Origin of the sequence: Pseudomonas sp. NPDC077408 (assembly GCF_050269105.1) — a bacterium.
Taxonomy (GTDB): Bacteria; Pseudomonadota; Gammaproteobacteria; order Pseudomonadales; family Pseudomonadaceae; genus Stutzerimonas.
This window is the reverse complement of sequence record NZ_JBNNHS010000001.1, coordinates 54,958-73,142: the sequence shown is the minus strand read 5'-3', so window position 1 is coordinate 73,142 and position 18,185 is coordinate 54,958. Positions and strand designations below refer to the sequence as shown.

The window sequence follows — 18,185 nt, the reverse complement described above, 5'->3', positions numbered from 1 at the left end:
TTACTGGCCTGCGAGGTCCTGGCGGGATTGGCTGATGCGCTGAGCAGCAGGATTCGCGTCGACGTGGTTTTGCAGGTAACGGAACAGGCTGGGGATATCCAGGATCAGGGCTACTTGCCCGGTTCCCAGGATGGTGGAGCCACCAATGCCCTGCAGGTGCTGGAACAGCTGCCCGAGCGGCTTGATGACGGTTTGCAGTTCACCGTGAAGGTGATCGACGATCAGCCCGGCCTGTTGCCGGCCCTGGCTGACGACAATGATGTTGCGGCGTTTGGCGTGACTTTCCGCCAGGTTGAAGTGGGCGGCCAGGGACAGACAGGGCAGCGGCTTGCCGCGCAGATTGAGGTAGCCGTAAGCGCCTGAACTGAGTTGCTCGGCGTCCATCTCCAGACATTCGGTGACCATGTCCAGCGGGATCACGAAATAGTCATCGCCAAGGCTGACGAGGAAACCATCGATGATCGCCAGCGTCAGCGGCAGGCGGATGCGGAAAGTGCAGCCCAGGCCTTCACGGGAATCGATCTCTATGGTGCCGCGCAAGGCATCGATAGCGCTGCGCACCACATCCAGCCCCACGCCACGGCCGGACAGGTCGGACACGCTTTCGGCGGTGGAGAACCCGGCGGCGAATATGAGTGCCTGGATATCGGCCTCGGGCAGGTTCGCCTGGGCGTCGATCAGCCCACGGGCAATGGCTTTTTCGCGGATACGTGCAGTGTTGAGCCCGCGCCCGTCGTCGGCCACTTCGATCACGATCATGCCCGACTCGTGATAGGCGTTCAGGCGCAGGTGGCCTTCGACCGGTTTACCCGCGGCGACGCGGCCTTCTGCTGACTCGATACCGTGGTCGATAGCGTTGCGCACCAGGTGCGTCAGGGGGTCGGCCAGCTTGTCGATGACCGCCTTGTCGAGCTCGGTGTCCGCGCCACGGATATCCAGACGAATGTCCTTGCCCAGTTGCTGGCTGACATCGCGCACCACGCGCTGGAAGCGGTTGAAGGTGTCGCCGATCTCGATCATGCGTAGCTTCAGTGCGGCTTCACGGATCAGCTCGACGTGCTGGTTGACGGTCTGGGTGCTCTCGATGCAATTGGCATCGCCATGCGAGCGTGCACGCAGCTGTGCACCGGCCGCGCTGATGACCAGCTCACCAACCAGGTTGATCAGTTCGTCCAGCTTGTTTGCAGCCACGCGGATCTGGCTGTTTTCCTGGCTGCGCTTTTCACGGGCAACCTGTTGCTTGGCCAGGGCCGCATTCACCGCCTGGGGGCCGACGATGCCTTCGTTCACCAGCACCGTGCCCAGCGGCGGCTTGACCTCGACCGTTTCCGCGGCCTGCAGGGCCAGGCCTTCTTCCAGTTCGCGCTCGGTCAACAGGCCACTGGCGACCAGGATCCGGCCGATCTGCGCGTCCGTTTCTGGCAAATCGTGGATCAGCTGTAGGTAGTCTTCCAGCTCGCTGGTCGGCGGCAGGATGCGCAGGGTGCAGAAGTCCTCGATGAACTCGAAGACTTCCTCGATCTCACCCTTGCTGGCCGGCGTGCACAGCGCGATTTCGAGGCCGAGGTAACAGGTCTCCGGCTGCAGCTCGGCCAGCGAGGGCAACGATTCACTGATTGTCTGTAGATGCAGGATGTCGCCCAGGCGGCTCAGAAAGCGGACGAACGAACTGGGTTCGAAGCCGTTTCGCAGCAGATCGGCGTGAAACCGCAACGAGATGTGCCAGGCGCCATCGGCGTCGCAACTGGCGCAGCGTTCCAGCCCCCCGCGGCTGTTGCAGCTGTCTTCGGACAGCATGACGACCGGGATCTGCGGCGCCTGGGGCGCAGCGTTGATGCAGCTGGCGAGCTCGGCAAGCAGCGGCTGGTGGCGGCTGTCGTCGACCAGCAGCTCGCCCTTGTCGGTATCGATCAGCTCGATCATCGCGCTGATTTCATCCAGGCAGCGCAGCATCAGCGAGATCAGTTCTGGCGACAGGCTTTGCGCGCCGTCACGTACCGCCATGAGCAGGTTTTCCAGGTGATGGGTAAAGCCCACCAGCGGCGCGAGCGAAAACAGCCCAGCCGAGCCCTTGAGCGTGTGCATTGCGCGGAACAGCCCGTTGATCGACTGTTCATCGGTGGGGCACTCGTCAAGCAGCAGCAGGTACTCTTCGGCCTGCTTGGCCAGATCGCGGGCCTCCTCGACAAAGCTCAGCAGCAGCTGGCTCCATTGTTCGCCATCAAGCATCACGATCTCCTTTTAGCGATGGGCCAGTAGAACGTCGGGATACAGGGTGTCCAGGCGCAACAGCTCGAGCACCTCGACCACCGCCGCAGCAGGCCCCTGCACCTTCAAACTGCCGCCGGCCGCCTCGAAATGACGCTGGGTCGCGAGCAGCAGCTGCGCACCGGCGGTGTCGATTTCTTCGAGCGCCTCGAGGTCGAGCAGGCAGGGGCGCGCCTCAGGCTTCGCCAGCATGCCCAGCAAGGTCGCATGCGCCTCGCCGACTTCGTATATGGTCAGGCTGCCGGACAGGCGAAGCCGGGCCGGCTCCACGCTGCGGTCGTAAGTGAGTTCGAGCATGTCAGCCGACCAGCTTGTCGACAGCTGTCAGCAGTTGCTGCGGCTGGAACGGCTTGACGATCCAGGCCTTGGCACCGGCGGCCTGGCCCTCGGCCTTCTTGCCCTGCTCGCTTTCGGTGGTGAGCATGACGATGGGCGTGAAGCGGTAGGCCGCATTGGCCTTGACCGCCTTCACCAGGCCGATGCCATCGAGGTTCGGCATGTTCACGTCACTGATGATCAGGTTGATCTTCTGCCCGTTGAGCTTGGTCAGCGCGTCCTTGCCATCAACGGCCTCAATGACCTGATGACCCGCGCCGGTGAGGGTCATCTTCACCAGCTGGCGCATGGAGAGCGAGTCGTCGACGATGAGAATGGTCTTGGCCATGTGGTGATGCTCCTTGTTGAATCAGAAAAAGGTCACGTCGTCGGCAGCGCTTTTGCTACGGGTCTTGCCGTGGCGCTCCTCATCGGTGGTGAAATGCTGGTGCAGCTCGCGCAGCCAGCGCTGCGGGTCGTTCACGCTGTTGTCGCCGGCACGCACTGCCTGGTCGAGACGCTGCATGTCGTGCTGCAGGTGGTCGAGCATCTGGTCAGTTCGGTCCTGAAACTGCAGGCTGACCACGATCTCCTCGATGGTTCCCTGGGTGACGCGGGTTTCCTGCTGCAGCTGCAACGAGGTGACCGAGAGTTCATTGAGGCTCTGCCCCAGCCCCTGCATGACGTCACCCGCCACGCTGTCGAGGTAGCTCAGGTTGTCGCGCTCGCTGGTGGTCAGTTCGTCTGCCGCGGTGACAGTGGCGCGGATCGCCTGGTTGATTTCGCTGACCTTGTTGCCCATCTGCTGGCCGGTCTCGGCCGACAGCGTCGACAGCTTGCGCACCTCGTCGGCGACCACCGAGAAGCCGCGGCCATAGTCTCCGGCCCGGGCCGCCTCAATGGCGGCGTTGAGCGCGAGCAGGTTGGTCTGGCTGGCAATGTCCTGCACGTGCTTGGCCATCGATTGCAGCTCAGCCGCGTAGCCGTTGAGGTCGGCAATGGTGCCCAGCAGTTCGGCCTTGCGGCCGCTGGCGGCGTGGAACGCCGAAGTCACTTCATTGAGGCGGTTCTGCGCCTGCCGCAGGCTGCTGGCCATGCCATCGCCGCCGATCACATTGTCCGAATTGCTCAGGGTCTGGCTGAGGCGAGCCGACAATCCAGCGAAGTGCTCGAACAACTGCCGCACGCTGTTTTGCTGGATGTCGCGCACCTGTCCCAGGTTCTTGTCCCAGGTCGGCAAAACGGCGTTGAGCAACGGCTCGACGGCCGGTACGGCAACCGGCGGCGCGATGACTGGTTCGGGAGTGGCCGGCCCACGCGAGGCGCGAGGCTTCAGGAACACCGCAGCGGCGACGCAAATGGCGCTGCCCGCACCGACGATCCAGAACGAGCCCAGGGCAAGGCCGGCGAGCCCGGTGGCGATTCCAATCCAGAGTACGGGGTAGGCAAACACGGTACGGCCTCGCGAGACAGAGTCGAATGGTCGGCACGATAGGGAGCCGGCAGAGACCGCGATATCAGGCAAAACCCTAGGCGGCTGTAGGGTGTCCTAAGGTGTCAACGCCCTAAAGTTTTCCCCGCCGCTGCCGGGGCAGCATCGGCCGCCTCCGCGTCATCCATCGAGCTGCAAGGTTGCGAGGGCCGGTGCGCGGACTAGGCTGGATAGAGCGCTCGCGCAGAAACAGCTACCCCTGGCGGTGCCGCACGCAGCGGCACCCACCGACCGCAGGTAACGGTTCTTAGATGACGGAGCGTGTGTCAAACATTGCAGATCGCCTGGGTTCGTCCCACTCACTGTTGCGCTGGATGCCCTGGGCGATCGCCGCGCTGCATGCGGGGCTCATGCTCCTATGCGGACTCTGGGTCGGGGCATGGCCATCGATGTCCATCGGCTGGAGCGTGCTGGCGGTGCTGCTGTCGTCAACGCTGGTGTGGCTGGCGATCCAGGTCATGCTCCGCTCGATGCAGGCGCAACAGTCCGCCGCCAGCGAAGGCGCAATCGTCCGCGCCACGCACCTCGCCCCATCGCCGCCAGCCGAGCCGACCGGCACCTATCCGCCGCGCATTTACGAACGGATGGTCGCCAGCCTGCCCGATGGCGTGGTGATCATTCGCAGCGGACAGGTCCGCTTTTGCAATGCGGCGGCGGGCAGCCTGTTCGATCCGTCAGGCGAGGCGCCATCGGTCACAGGCGAATGGCAGCCCTACGTTGCCCCAGACCTGCGAGCACGCGAAGCCGAGCGGCTGGACCGCCTGCAGTGTGGCGTGATCGGCCCGCTGTGCTTTCGTCACGTCACCCTGCTGCGCGCCGACGGCGCCCCGTTCCAGGCCGAAGTAAGCGAGCTGCTACTGGAAAACGACGGATACCACGACGTGCTCCTGTTGCTGCGTGACATCAGCGAGTCGGAGCGGATGCAGCGCGAGCTGGAGCAGGCCAACCAGCGCCTCCAACATCTGTCGCAGCGACTGATGGAGGTCCAAGAGAGCCAGCGCCGCCAGCTCGCACGTGACCTGCACGATGACATCGGCCAGCAACTCACTGCCCTCAAGCTGCACCTGCAACGGCTGTGCGGGTCGCTGGCGCATGAACCGGTGTTGGCCAGGCTCGCCGCCCAGCTCAGCGACGCGGCCGACGAAGCGCTGGCCAAGGTGCGCAGCCTGTCGCTGGCGCTGCATCCGCTGCAACTCGAGACGCTCGGTCTGCAGGCTGCCGTGCACTGGCACCTGTCGCGTTTCCTCGAAGCTGCACATACCCGATGGTCGCTTAAGCTTGATGGCGAAACGGTCGGCCTATCTCCTGACATTGCACTGGTTGCGTTCCGCATCGTCCAGGAAGCGGTGAACAACGTCGCCCGCCATGCCCATGCCAGCCGCGTGGAGGTCCATATCCGCCGTACGGTCAATCTTCTTCAGGTCGAAGTCATTGATGACGGCGTAGGCTTCGACTTTCGAGCGGCTCGTGCACGCGCTCAAAGTCTGGGCCTGACCAGCATGGAAGAGCGCGTCGCTGCATTGAGCGGAGAACTGAACATAGCAAGCCTCAGCGGGGTCGGCACACGGGTAACCGTAAGCTTGCCGATAGCAGCCCCATCCCCGCACCACGGAGTAGATGCATGAAACGGGTAGCACTGATTGACGATCATGGACTGGTCAGAGCAGGCCTACGGGCGCTGGTACAGGACCAGCCGGGATACGAGGTGGTGGCCGAAGGCGCCGACGGTAGCGAGGTCCACGGAATTCTCACCCAACTCAAGCCTGACATCCTGCTGCTGGATATCAGCATGAAACACATGAGCGGCCTGGATGCCCTGCGTCAGTGGCGCACCGAATTCCCCAATGTGCAGTTCCTGATTCTGTCGATGCACACCACGCCCGACTACGTCCTGCAGGCGCTGCGCCTGGGTGCCAGCGGTTACCTGCTCAAGGACGCCGCCGCGCAGGAGCTGGAGCTGGCATTGAGGGCGCTGTCGCGCAACGAGTCGTACCTCAGCCCCGGTATCGCGCAGACAGTCATCCAGTCGGCAGTGATCGAAGGCGGCCAGCGCGAGCAGCCTGGCGCTCCGTCGCTGACGCCACGCCAGATTGAAATCCTGCGGCTGATCGTGCGCGGCGTTTCGACGCGTGATATCGCCAGCGGCCTGGGCCTGAGCGTCAAGACGGTAGATGCGCACCGGGCGCAGATCATGGATCGGCTCAATCTACGAGATGTACCCTCGCTGGTGCTGTATGCGCTGCGCAAAGGTCTTGTCAGTACCGATGACTGAAAGGCTTGTCGGCCGCGCGCCACTCGCCATGACTTCCAATCAGAGCGTCAGCCCCGGCCACAGCTGTTCATTTTACGACCAGCCAGCTACACACCAGTCGTAGCGCGCCCTGGCGCTTCGTTTCCCCACGTTATCCACAGAGAGCCCCACAGTAATACTGGACAATATACGGCTGCGTTCCCAACTCTCACCACGCAGTCGCTGTCAAGCAAAATATTCCGCGTAACAACCACTTAACGTTACTCAGGCGTTAGCTGAGCAGTTCTTGATCAGCGCCCGCAACGCCAGTGATAGCGCCTGTTTGCGAAGGTCACTAATAGGTTATGCACAGAAGCTTGCACAGACTAAGGGGATAACTTTGTCACGAGGTCTATCGAAGCGATCAACAAAAGCTAAAGGGCATGCCGTCGGGAAGCGACTAGGCTTGTTTTCAATAACGAGGAGCCGCCCATGCCCAGTCTTGAGATGATCCAGAGCTTGTTTGCCAACTACGCCTTAGGGATCAATGGTGTCTGCATTGGCGAGCGCTGCTGAGGTTTTGGCCGTAGGGAGTCCTGGCGCCCGCCGGACACGTTTCGCCGCACCAGTATCACTGGCTGTATTTTCCAATGGACGGCATTACGCACCAGCCGCAGCGGACGGAGTTTCGGAACCGCGCAACAGGGCCTGAACGAGCGCGCAGTGTCCCGGCGCATTCCAGCAACGCGATCACAACAGCCGCTGCTCCCCTTGCTGAACGAACTGCAGCCCAGCTCTGCGACACGCCTGGCACTGCCCCTCCCCTGGCAGTGAGCTATTGTTTGCCATACCGCTGTATGAAAAACAACCGATCAGCTACAGCCCAGGTGCAGCGGCGTTTCGGCAGGGTTCACCATCCGTTATCCACAGCACTCTCCACAGCAATCGGGGATAACTCCCAACCTCACGTTATGCATACGGACGAACACCCACGAATGGGCCTGCTTAGAGATTGCAAAAGCCGTTTAGCTGTGTGTTTTCACCGGTAGTGGCAACCTGATCAAAAGTTGACCAGGCGACGGAAAGCGGCGCGGCTTGTGGCGCTGCGCTGTTGGCCCCAAGGTTATCCACAGAACACTTAACAGATATATGGGATAACTATTTGCGAGCGTTCCAAGGCGGCGCTCGCATCGCTGACTGGTGAACGAACTTCACCGGGGTCGCCTCCTCCAATAGCTACATTCGTCGTACCGGAGTTTTTTATGCCGTCATGGCTCGTTTCTGCAAGCTCGCCTCCGTCAATGCCGGAGGCCGCTCGATGATGAGTTTCCTGGCTCTGGTGCTAGTGGCATTCGTCTGCTTTGCGCTGGTCTTTTTTATCAAGCAGCGTCAGTACAACCACCCGGCGCTGCGCATGCCCTACCGGCTGCAGGAGCCGTTTTTTCAGCCGAGCGAGCAGGAATTGCTGGCCCTGTTGCAGCAGGCCGTGGGTAAGCGCTTCCTGATTCTATGCAAGGTGCGTGTCGCCGATGTGGTTGAAGTCACAGCGGTTCCGCGGCGTGCGCCCTGGTATCAGGCGGTCAACCGCATCTCCGCGGCACGGTTCGATTTCCTATTGTGCGATCCGCAGACGTTGACGCCCTGTTGTGCTATCGAAATGGAGCAGCCTGACGAGTCCAACGCGTTCGTCGATGAGCTCTGCCAGACCATCGATCTACCACTGATCCGCCTGACACCGGAGACCGCCCGCGCCTATGATCGCTTGTGTGCGGCCATTGATCAGGCAATCCCTCCCATCTCACACGGCTCGGCATAATCAGCCGCTGCGATGCCTGAACGGCAGCCCGGGAACTCAAGCACAATAGCCTGCCTATAGAACAAAGATGAGCCCCTCGCTCGTTCGGCGTCTGCCTCGTATCAATCGGAGACACCCCTCACCGTGAAGTCGTCATGTCGTTGAAGACACTCTTTTTGAGCCTGTTCGATCTGGCCTCGCGGCTGATTCGCCGCTACCCCGGCACGGTTGCACTCTTTGGTTTCTGTTCGGGCCTGGCCAGTTTTGTGCTGGTCGAGCGCCACGCCGGGTTGGCCAAGGTCATCGCCGCCTTGATGCTGTTCAGCTGGCTCTGGCTGATGTTGGAGAAAAGCCTACGCGCCGGTCTGGAACGCCGCTTCGGCTGGAAGGTGCCGCCGCCTTTGCTGCGCTATGTGACGCAAATGGTCCACCAGGAAAGCCTGTTCTTCATCATCCCGTTCTTTTTCATCACCACGACCTGGAACAGTGGCCAGGCTGCGTTCACCGTGATGCTGGGCGTGGCAGCGCTGGTCTCGCTGGTCGATCCGCTCTATTACAAGTGGCTCGCGCCGCGACGCTGGGTCTATCTGGCATTTCATGCGCTGACATTGTTTGCCGTTCTACTCACTGCGCTACCGATCATCTTTCACCTGTCGACACCACAAAGTTACCTCTGGGCATTGGGCATCGCCGTGGTACTCGCACTGCCGAGCCTCAGCGGCTTGTTTGCTTCGTGGAACTGGAGAAGCGTGCTCGGGGTGCTGGCGCTCGCTGCCGTGGTCGGCCTGGCCGGTTGGGTGGGACGCACCTGGGTGCCGCCGGCCACGCTCTGGCTGACGGATGTCGCAGTGACCACGACCCTCGATGATGCCTCGCGCAAGCCTGGCAATCGTCTGCGTGAAATTTCCAACCAACAGCTGCACAGCAATGGCCTCTACGCATTTACCGCAATCAATGCGCCACGCGGCCTGAAAGAACGCATCTACCATGAATGGACGCACAACGGTAAGCGGGTCGACCGCATCCCGCTGGACATCAGCGGTGGCCGGGAGGCCGGCTATCGTGCCTGGACCCACAAGCGCAACTTTCCAAACCAGGCCGAAGGTAAGTGGCGCGTGCGGGTGATGACCGAGGCAGGACAGATGATCGGCATGCTGCGCTTCGAGGTCGTGGAATGAACCGCTGAAACCAGGCGGTACTCGAACGGAAAAGCACGTCCGCTAAAGCCCAAGGGAGGAATGCATGGAATGGTGGGACATCTTGACCCGCACCGTCGCCTCGGAGTTTTCCGACATCCCCGACTTCGAGCATGCGATTCGCGTCTCCGTACGGCTCGTCCTGGCCGCGTTTTTGGGTGGCGTGCTCGGCTACGAACGTGAATACAAGGGCAAGGCCGCCGGCCTGCGCACCCATATGCTGGTATCGCTGGGTGCTGCGCTCTTCGTTCTAGTGCCACTGGAAGCGGGGATGCCGATCGAAGACCTGTCTAGGGTCATGCAAGGCATCATCACCGGCATTGGCTTTCTGGGCGCCGGCACTATTCTCAAGGGCAGTTCGGTGGAGGACGTCAAAGGCCTTACCACGGCGGCAGGAATCTGGCTGACCGCGGCCATCGGCGTCGCCACGGGGCTGGGTCATGAGTCCACCGCAGTGATGACAACGGCCTTCGCATTGGTCATCTTTCTGCTGATGCCTCGCCTGGAACAACATGCAGCGCATCGATCGGCCAGTACCAACAAGAGGGGGCGTGATCAGGACAATGCCCCATGACTCCAGCTGCGATCATCACACAGGAGTAGACCATGCCTAGCCGTTACGCTTACCTGACAACCGGGGCGCTTATGCTTGGCCTGGCCGGATGCGGCGACACTGCAACACTGCCGATCGAAGCGGGCTACGGCCCGGCCCCGGCGCTACCCGAGCCGGACAAGTCGCTGATCCCGACCGTCAACATCGCCGAAGCCACCGGGTGGCCAGCGGGACGCTCGCCACAAGCGGCTCCCGGTCTACTGGTTCAGGCGTTCGCCGGCGACCTCGATCACCCGCGTTGGCTCTACGTGCTGCCCAATGGCGACGTGCTCGTGGCCGAAAGCAATGCGCCAGCCAAACCGGAGGGCGGCCAAGGCCTACGTGGCTGGATCATGAAGAAGGTCATGGCGCGGGCGGGCTCCGGCGGCAAGAGCGCCAACCGCATCACGCTGCTGCGTGACAGTGATGGCGATGGCACGCTGGAGGACCGCTCGGTATTCCTCGAAGGGTTGAACTCGCCCTTCGGCATGGCACTCATTGGCGATCAGCTGTACGTCGCCAACACCGATGCGCTGGTGCGCTTCCCCTACAAGCAAGGTGCGACCAGGATCGACGCGGCGGGTGAGAAAGTGGTCGATCTTCCAGCCGGGCCGATCAACCACCATTGGACCAAGAACGTCATCGCCAGCCCCGATGGATCACGGCTGTACGTCACCAGCGGCTCCAACAGCAACGTAGGTGAAAACGGCATGGAGGCCGAGGAAAACCGCGCGGCCATTCTTGAGATTGACCCGCACGATAAGACGATGAGGTTGTTCGCCTCGGGCCTGCGCAACCCCAATGGTTTGGCCTGGCAACCAGACAGCGGCGAGCTATGGACCACCGTCAACGAGCGCGACGAAATCGGCAGCGATCTGGTGCCGGACTACATGACCTCTGTACAGGACGGTGGCTTCTACGGCTGGCCCTACAGCTATTACGGTCAGCACGTCGACGAGCGCGTGAAGCCGCAACGGCCGGATCTGGTAGCCAAAGCCATCGTGCCCGACTACGCGCTTGGCGCACACACGGCGTCGCTCGGGCTGGCCTTCTACGACGGCTCGCTGCTGCCCGAGCGCTACCGTCACGGCGCGTTCATCGGCCAGCATGGCTCCTGGAACCGCAAGCCACGCAGTGGCTACAAAGTGGTTTTCGTGCCCTTCAAGGATGGCGAGCCGGACAGCACAGCCGAAGACGTGCTGACCGGCTTTCTCAACGAGGATGAGCAGGCCATGGGTCGCCCGGTGGGCGTCGCAGTGGACAAGGCCGGCGCGCTACTGGTGGCCGATGATGTCGGTAACGTGATCTGGCGCGTGACACCCAGCGGCCGGTGAATGGAGAGGATCGCGACCGGGCCCCAACCGGTCGCTACAGGTCTGCTTACAGAATGACCGGCAAGGGACGCACCAGCCGAATCTCTTTCGGCGACAGTTCGACGCCATAGGCCAGCACTTCGACGCCCGCCTCCACCGCATCCCGCAGCGCGGCGGCATAGCGCGGGTCGATCTCGCCAGCAGGGCGCACGGCCTCGATACCCATGAGGTTGACGCAATACAGTTGTACCGCCCGTACGCCCTGACGGGCCAGCACCGCCAATTCGCGCAAATGGCGAGCGCCGCGGTCCGTCACCGCATCGGGAAAGGCCGCAACAGCCGTATCAGCGAAGCCCAGGGTCACGCTTTTGACTTCAACGAACGCGGGTCCTGCGGGATAGTCCAGGCGGAAATCCACGCGGCTGTTCTCGATGCCGTAGGCCACCTCACGCTTGAGCGCGGTGAAGTCGCTCAATTCCCCAATCACTCCGGCCAGCAGCGCCTCTTCGACCAGTCGATTGGCCCGTGCCGTGTTGACGCAGGCCAGCCGCCCTTGCGGGGTTTCAACCAGTTCCCAGGTGCCCGGCAGCTTGCGCTTGGGATCGCTGTTGCGCTGAAACCAGACGCGCGCGCCCTCGCCCATGCAATTGAGCATCGAGCCGGTATTCGGACAGTGGATGCACAGGTGCTCGCCGGCGTCGGTAACGACATCGGCGAGGAATCGCTTGTAGCGCCGAACCAGCCGACCCTGCTCCAGAGGCGTTGTGAACTGCATCAGCCTTTCCAGCTTCGCAGGCCACGGGCAATGCGCTCGACCGCCTGCTCCAGTCGGGGCAAATTCTGCGTATAGGCGAAACGCACATGGTGACCGGCCTGGTGCCGCCCGAAATCCAACCCCGGCGTAATGGCGACAAACTCGGTTTCCAGCATGTGCTGGCAGAACGTGTAAGCGTCACCGCCGATGGCGCTGATATCGGCGTAGAGATAGAAAGCCCCTTCCGGCTCCACCGCAATGCCGAAGCCCAACTCGCGCAATGCGGGCAGCAGAAAATCACGGCGCTTGGCAAATTCGCCGCGACGCGCTTCGAGGATTTCCAGGGTGGCCGGCTCGAAGCAGGCCAGGGCGGCATGCTGGGCCATGGTCGGCGCACTTATGTAGAGGTTCTGCGCCAGCTTTTCCAGCTCGCTGACAGCCTGAGGTGGCGCAACCAGCCAGCCGAGGCGCCAGCCGGTCATGCCGAAGTACTTGGAGAAGCTATTAAGCACGAACGCCGAGTCGTCGACTTCCAACACACTGGCCGCATCGGCGCCATAGGTGAGGCCGTGGTAGATCTCGTCCACCACCAGATGCCCGCCGCGGCTTTTCAACGCAGCCGACAGGCTCGCCAGATCGTCCCGTGTCAGCAAGGTACCGGTGGGATTGGCCGGCGAAGCCACCAGGGCCCCCACACTGTCTTTGTCCCAGTACCGCTCAACCAGATCGGCCGTCAGCTGATAGCGCACATCCGGGCCGACCGGCACCAGTTGCGCGGCACCTTCGATCAAGCGCAGAAAGTGCCGGTTGCAGGGGTACCCCGGGTCGGCCAACAGCCAATGCTTGCCCGGGTCGACCAGCAAACTGCTGGCCAGCAGCAGCGCACCGGACCCGCCGGGAGTAATCAGCACGCGTTCGGGGTCAATAGACAGTTGATAGCGCTGCTTGTAGAAACCGGCAATCGCCTCGCGCAGCTGCGGCAGCCCTCGGGCAGCGGTGTAGCGGGTATGACCAGCCGCGAGGGCAGCCTGACCGGCCGCGACAATGGGCTCGGCGGTGGTGAAGTCCGGCTCCCCGATCTCCAGGTGAATGACATCATGTCCAGACGCCTGCAATTGGTTGGCCCGGGCCAGCAATGCCATGACGTGAAAGGGTTCGATTGCACGGCTACGCGCGCTATATGACGAGGTCATCTGACCTTCCTGACGAGTACAAAACGTGAATTCTACCGAAGGTCCCTCTGACACCGCAGCCACCGTGATATTCGGGAGTAGCGCACCCCGATACGATCTGGTAAGTTCGCCCGCTTGCAGCCGCAGGGCCGGCACGGGCCGGCAGAGGGATTCACTATCCTGCGCAATGGACATAGCGAGAGGCGTTCATCCATGCCCATTACTAAAACGACACCCAGCAACCAACTGATCCGCGCCTTCGTTCCCTATAAGGAGTCCAAGGGCGAGGAATACATGAGCGACAACATGCGCGCTCATTTCACCGGCATCCTCAATAAGTGGAAGCTGGAGCTGATGGAGGAAGTTGACCGTACCGTGCATCACATGCAGGACGAAGCGGCCAACTTCCCCGATCCGGCCGATCGCGCCAGCCAGGAAGAAGAATTCAGCCTGGAACTACGTGCCCGTGATCGCGAGCGCAAGTTGATCAAGAAGATCGACGAGACGCTGCAGCTGATCGAAGACAATGAGTATGGCTGGTGTGATTCGTGCGGCGTCGAGATCGGCATTCGCCGTCTGGAAGCCCGTCCGACCGCTACGCTGTGCATCGATTGCAAGACGCTGGCGGAGATCAAGGAAAAGCAGATCGGTTCCTGATCCCGAACGGGGCGCTACGGCGCCCCGCTTCATTTTCGGCCTCCCGCGCCTTTGCTTCACCCCGCCTCGACGCCCCTTACCCGAGCCGGCCCATGTCCACACCCTCTTCCTACATAGGTCGCTTCGCGCCGACCCCCAGCGGCTATCTGCACTTCGGCTCGTTGATCGCCGCCCTCGCCTCCTATCTCGATGCCCGTGCCGTTGGCGGCCGTTGGCTGTTGCGCATGGAAGACCTCGATCCGCCGCGAGAAATGCCGGGGGCGCAGACCTCGATTCTGCAGGCATTGGAAGCCTACGGTTTCCAGTGGGACGGGCAGATAGTCCGCCAAAGCGAACGGCTTGAGGTCTATAACGAAGTTATTGATCGCCTCAGGCAGGACGGCCATGCCTATGCCTGCACCTGCTCGCGCAAGCAATTGCAGGCGTTCGCCGGACTCTACCCGGGTTTCTGCCGTGAAGCCGGCCGCGACACCACTGACGCCGCCATCCGCCTGCGCGTGCCGGATCGGACCTACAGTTTCAGCGACCGCGTCCAGGGCCAGTACAGCCAGGACTTGGCCCGCGAAGTGGGCGACTTCGTGATCCGCCGCAGAGACGGGCTAATTGCTTATCAGCTGGCGGTGGTGCTCGATGATGCCTGGCAGGGCGTGACCGACGTCGTCCGCGGTGCCGACCTGCTCGACTCGACCCCGCGGCAACTCTTTCTGCAGGACCTGCTTGGCCTGCCACACCCGCGCTACCTGCACGTCCCTCTGATCATTCAGCCCGATGGCCATAAATTGGGAAAACGTTACCGCTCACCGCCGTTGCAACCGGCTGAAGCCACACCGCTGTTACTGCGTGCGCTGCGCGCGCTCGGCCAATCCACGCCGGGCGAGCTGAACGACGCACTGCCCGCCGAGGTGCTGACTTGGGCGACAGGCCACTGGAATGCCGAGCGCATCCCGCGCTGTCGAACCCTGGCCGAGTCGCAGCTTCGCTGAGGCGGCATCTGTGCCTCTTAATATGGGTAAAACCGACGCGCGACGCTCTTTTCCGCCAGCCTGTGGCTTGCCGCTTGCCGCTTCCTTTACCATCCGCCTACTTTCGACACGAGTTCCAGCATGTACATCTACCGACTGGTGCTGCTCCTGGTGGTGGGGATCTATCTGTTTTCCCCTGCAATCATGGACTGGTGGATTGACCCCAACGGCGCGTGGTACCGGCCTTATCTGTTGTGGTTGATCCTCATCGTGGTGACCTTCATCCTTCAGAGTCAACGCGATGCAGACGAGCTTTAGCCTCAGCCACCTGATTCTGATCAGTGTCGCCTATCTGCTGGTGCTGTTCGGGGTGGCCTGGATCAGCGAGCGAGGACTGATCCCGCGCTGGGTCATTCGACACCCGCTCACCTACACCCTGTCCCTCGGCGTCTACGCCAGTGCCTGGGCGTTTTATGGCACGGTGGGTCTGGCCTATCAATATGGGTACGGGTTCCTCGCCACCTACCTGGGCGTGTGCGGCGCGTTTCTGCTGGCGCCGGTCCTGCTCTATCCGATACTACGTATCACCCGAACCTACCAGCTGGCTTCACTGGCGGATCTGTTCGCCTTCCGTTTCCGCAGCACCTGGAGCGGCGCGCTGACCACGGTGGTCATGCTGATTGGCATGCTGCCGCTACTCGCCTTGCAGATTCAGGCAGTCGCCGATGCCATCGGGATTCTCACCCTTGAGCCCCTGCAGGAACGGGTCGCGCTGGGTTATTGCGTGATGATCATGCTCTTCACCATTCTCTTCGGCGCCCGGCATATCGCCACACGGGAGAAGCACGAAGGGCTGGTCTTCGCCATCGCGTTCGAATCGGTGGTCAAGCTGTTGACCTTCGGCGCCATCGGTTTGTACGCGCTGTTTGTCGTGTTCGGTGGGCCGCATCAGCTGGAAATCTGGCTGCTGCAGAACCAGTCGGCATTGCAGGCGCTGCATACGCCGCTGCAGGAAGGGCCGTGGCGCACCTTGCTGCTGGTGTTCTTCGCATCGGCGATTGTCATGCCGCACATGTATCACATGACCTTTACCGAAAACCTCAACCCGCGCGCGCTGGTCAGCGCCAGCTGGGGCCTGCCGCTGTATCTGCTTCTGATGAGCCTGGCCGTGCCGCTGATTCTATGGGCCGGGCTCAAACTTGGCGTCAGCACCAACCCCGAATATTTCACCCTCGGCCTCGGTATTACGGCGCAGAGCGAGGCATTGACGCTGTTGGCCTTCGTCGGCGGACTTTCAGCGTCGAGCGGTCTGATCATTGTCAGCACCCTGGCCCTGTCGGGTATGGCACTCAACCATCTCGTGTTACCGCTTTACCAACCCCCTACCGAGGGCAACATCTATCGCTGGTTGAAATGGACCCGGCGCAGCCTGATCCTCGCCATCATCATGGCCGGCTACGGCTTCTATCTGATGCTGGGCGCCGAGCAGGACCTGTCAAACCTGGGCATTGTCGCCTTTGTGGCGACCCTGCAGTTCCTGCCCGGCGTACTTTCTGTGCTCTATTGGCCGACCGCCAACCGTCGTGGCTACATCGTTGGGCTGCTCGCCGGTATTGCAGTCTGGGTTGTGACCATGCTGCTGCCGCTGGTCGGCAACCTCGATGGCTTCTACATCCCGCTGCTCAACGTGGTCTACGTGCTGGACGACACCAGCTGGCACTTGGCGGCAATCGCCTCGCTGGCGGTCAACGTGCTGGCGTTTTCGCTGCTCTCGCTGTTCACCGAGACCAGCGCCGAGGAGCAGGCCGCTGCAGAAGCGTGCGCGGTGGAAAACGTGCGCCGACCTCAACGTCGTGAGCTGGCAGCCGCCTCGCCGCAGGAATTCGCCACTCAGCTCGCCAAGCCGCTGGGCGCCAAGACTGCGCAGCGGGAGGTGGAACAGGCGCTGCGGGATCTGCAACTGCCCTTCGATGAGCATCGCCCTTATGCATTGCGCCGGCTACGCGATCGCATCGAGGCAAACCTGTCCGGCCTGATGGGGCCGAGCGTCGCCCAGGACATCGTGGAGAATTTTCTCTCCTACAAGAACGGTGCAGACAGCTATGTGACCGAAGACATCCATTTTATCGAGAGTCGCCTGGAGGACTATCACTCACGCCTTACCGGCCTTGCTGCCGAACTCGATGCCCTGCGCCGTTACCACCGGCAGACCCTGCAGGAGCTGCCGATGGGCGTCTGCTCGCTGGCCAAGGACCAGGAAATCCTGATGTGGAATAAAGCTCTGGAAGAGCTCACCGAAATTCCCGCGCTGCAGGTGGTGGGCTCTCGTCTGTCGACCATCGCCGAGCCCTGGCAGAGCCTGCTAAGCGATTTTACTCGGCAGCGCGAGGAGCACCTGCATAAACAACGCTTGCAGCTGGACGGCCATAGCCGCTGCCTGAACCTGCACAAGGCCGCGATCGCCGAGCCGCTGGCGCCCGGCAGTAGCGGTCTGGTACTGCTGGTCGAAGACCTCACCGAAACCCAACAGCTGGAGGACCGCCTCGTTCACTCCGAACGCCTGGCCAGCATTGGTCGGTTGGCGGCGGGGGTCGCTCACGAAATTGGCAACCCGATCACCGGCATCGCCTGCCTGGCACAGAATCTGCGCGAGGAGCGCGAGGCAGACCGCGAAATCATCGAGATCAGCAACCAGATCGTCGAGCAGACCAAACGCGTCTCACGCATCGTCCAATCACTGATGAGCTTCGCCCATGCCGGCGGAAGGCAACAGGACCGGTACCCCGTGAGCCTGGCCGAGGTGGCGCAAGATGCGATTGCCCTGCTCTCACTCAACCGGAGGGGAACCGAGGTGAGATTCTTCAACCTCTGCGACCCGGATCATCTGGCAGAAGGCGACCCGCAGCGCCTCGCTCAGGTGCTGATCAACCTGCTGTCCAACGCCCGCGACGCGTCGGAGCCCGGCGGCGCGATCCGAGTACGCAGCGAAGTGTCCGAACAGACCGTCTACCTCATCGTCGAAGACGAAGGCAGCGGCATTCCGCAGGCGATTCAGGATCGGCTTTTCGAGCCGTTCTTCACCACCAAGGATCCAGGTGAAGGGACAGGGCTGGGCCTCGCACTGGTCTATTCGATCGTGGAAGAGCATTATGGACAGATCAATATTGACAGCCCGACCGACCCGGAAACCAAACGCGGCACGCGTTTCCGCATTACTTTGCCGCGTCATGTCGAGGCCGCAGATTCCGGTGAATGACGAGGCATCGGCCGTTTTCTGCCAGGTCTCGACCATGGGCGGCCCAGCGTATAGCTGGCCCCACCGCGTCCTGGATGAAGATGACACTGGCACCCCGCACCAAGCCGCAGCGCGGCAACTAGCACAGGTTCGGGAACGAGCCCTCTTAGGCGCCGCTCCCACCACCGTGTAGCCGCCTTCAGA

General features: G+C 62.2%; 16 protein-coding genes. 10 read left to right on the top strand and 6 right to left on the bottom strand.

Features of this window, described 5'->3' with window-relative positions:
- Genes ACQKEK_RS00330 through ACQKEK_RS00315 form a run of 4 tightly spaced genes read right to left on the bottom strand, consistent with a single transcriptional unit; the run spans position 1 to position 3,679 of the window.
- Complete coding sequence (locus ACQKEK_RS00330; RefSeq protein ID WP_499140696.1) at positions 1 to 2,229, bottom strand: chemotaxis protein CheA; 2,229 nt, start codon at positions 2,227 to 2,229, stop codon at positions 1 to 3.
- A gap of 12 nt (positions 2,230 to 2,241) precedes the next feature.
- On the bottom strand, positions 2,242 to 2,565 hold the full coding sequence (locus ACQKEK_RS00325; RefSeq protein WP_128121007.1) for an STAS domain-containing protein: 324 nt from the start codon (positions 2,563 to 2,565) through the stop codon (positions 2,242 to 2,244).
- 1 nt (position 2,566) lies between these two features.
- Entirely contained in the window at positions 2,567 to 2,932 is a 366-nt protein-coding gene (locus ACQKEK_RS00320; protein WP_021205875.1) for a response regulator, read from the bottom strand.
- A gap of 21 nt (positions 2,933 to 2,953) precedes the next feature.
- Positions 2,954 to 3,679 (bottom strand): methyl-accepting chemotaxis protein, encoded by a 726-nt coding sequence (locus ACQKEK_RS00315; protein WP_499141322.1) that lies wholly within the window; start codon positions 3,677 to 3,679, stop codon positions 2,954 to 2,956.
- A 659-nt stretch (positions 3,680 to 4,338) separates the two neighbouring features.
- Here ACQKEK_RS00315 and ACQKEK_RS00310 point away from each other — a divergent pair.
- The 6 genes from ACQKEK_RS00310 to ACQKEK_RS00285 all read left to right on the top strand — a co-directional run bounded on the left by ACQKEK_RS00310 (position 4,339) and on the right by ACQKEK_RS00285 (position 11,222).
- Positions 4,339 to 5,700 (top strand): PAS domain-containing sensor histidine kinase, encoded by a 1,362-nt coding sequence (locus ACQKEK_RS00310; RefSeq protein WP_499140695.1) that lies wholly within the window; start codon positions 4,339 to 4,341, stop codon positions 5,698 to 5,700.
- The gene (locus tag ACQKEK_RS00305) at positions 5,697 to 6,347 is read left to right on the top strand and encodes a response regulator (protein ID WP_499140694.1); all 651 of its coding nucleotides are present in this window, start codon (positions 5,697 to 5,699) and stop codon (positions 6,345 to 6,347) included. The genes ACQKEK_RS00310 and ACQKEK_RS00305 overlap by 4 nt, the downstream gene beginning before the upstream one ends.
- A 1,279-nt stretch (positions 6,348 to 7,626) precedes the next feature.
- Positions 7,627 to 8,121 (top strand): DUF2726 domain-containing protein, encoded by a 495-nt coding sequence (locus ACQKEK_RS00300; protein WP_499141321.1) that lies wholly within the window; start codon positions 7,627 to 7,629, stop codon positions 8,119 to 8,121.
- A 134-nt stretch (positions 8,122 to 8,255) separates the two neighbouring features.
- Positions 8,256 to 9,278: a DUF5924 family protein gene (locus ACQKEK_RS00295; RefSeq protein ID WP_128121003.1), complete on the top strand. Its 1,023-nt coding sequence runs from the start codon at positions 8,256 to 8,258 to the stop codon at positions 9,276 to 9,278.
- 64 nt (positions 9,279 to 9,342) lie between these two features.
- Entirely contained in the window at positions 9,343 to 9,870 is a 528-nt protein-coding gene (locus ACQKEK_RS00290) for an MgtC/SapB family protein (protein WP_128121002.1), read from the top strand.
- A gap of 32 nt (positions 9,871 to 9,902) precedes the next feature.
- Positions 9,903 to 11,222, top strand: a complete 1,320-nt coding sequence (locus ACQKEK_RS00285; protein WP_499140693.1) for a PQQ-dependent sugar dehydrogenase — start codon at positions 9,903 to 9,905, stop codon at positions 11,220 to 11,222.
- Positions 11,223 to 11,268: 46 nt separating this feature from the next.
- Here ACQKEK_RS00285 and sfsA read toward each other — a convergent pair whose 3' ends face one another.
- Both sfsA and ACQKEK_RS00275 read right to left on the bottom strand, forming a co-directional pair.
- Positions 11,269 to 11,976, bottom strand: coding sequence for a DNA/RNA nuclease SfsA (sfsA, locus tag ACQKEK_RS00280; RefSeq protein ID WP_499140692.1), 708 nt, complete (start codon positions 11,974 to 11,976; stop codon positions 11,269 to 11,271).
- Positions 11,976 to 13,148, bottom strand: coding sequence for a pyridoxal phosphate-dependent aminotransferase (locus tag ACQKEK_RS00275; protein ID WP_499140691.1), 1,173 nt, complete (start codon positions 13,146 to 13,148; stop codon positions 11,976 to 11,978). Before ACQKEK_RS00275 ends, sfsA begins: the two co-directional genes overlap by 1 nt.
- A 192-nt stretch (positions 13,149 to 13,340) precedes the next feature.
- Here ACQKEK_RS00275 and dksA point away from each other — a divergent pair, with 192 nt between their 5' ends.
- The 4 genes from dksA (at position 13,341) to ACQKEK_RS00255 (ending at position 18,002) form a co-directional block, all read left to right on the top strand.
- Positions 13,341 to 13,784, top strand: coding sequence for an RNA polymerase-binding protein DksA (gene dksA / locus ACQKEK_RS00270; RefSeq protein ID WP_019342101.1), 444 nt, complete (start codon positions 13,341 to 13,343; stop codon positions 13,782 to 13,784).
- 92 nt (positions 13,785 to 13,876) lie between these two features.
- Positions 13,877 to 14,767 carry a tRNA glutamyl-Q(34) synthetase GluQRS gene (gene gluQRS / locus ACQKEK_RS00265; RefSeq protein WP_499140690.1) on the top strand — a complete coding sequence of 297 codons (891 nt, stop codon included), beginning with the start codon at positions 13,877 to 13,879 and terminating at the stop codon, positions 14,765 to 14,767.
- Between the two features lie 120 nt (positions 14,768 to 14,887).
- Entirely contained in the window at positions 14,888 to 15,064 is a 177-nt protein-coding gene (locus tag ACQKEK_RS00260; protein WP_003095129.1) for a hypothetical protein, read from the top strand.
- Complete coding sequence (locus ACQKEK_RS00255) at positions 15,048 to 18,002, top strand: sensor histidine kinase (protein WP_499140689.1); 2,955 nt, start codon at positions 15,048 to 15,050, stop codon at positions 18,000 to 18,002. The genes ACQKEK_RS00260 and ACQKEK_RS00255 overlap by 17 nt, the downstream gene beginning before the upstream one ends.
- The last annotated feature ends 183 nt before the right edge of the window (positions 18,003 to 18,185 follow it).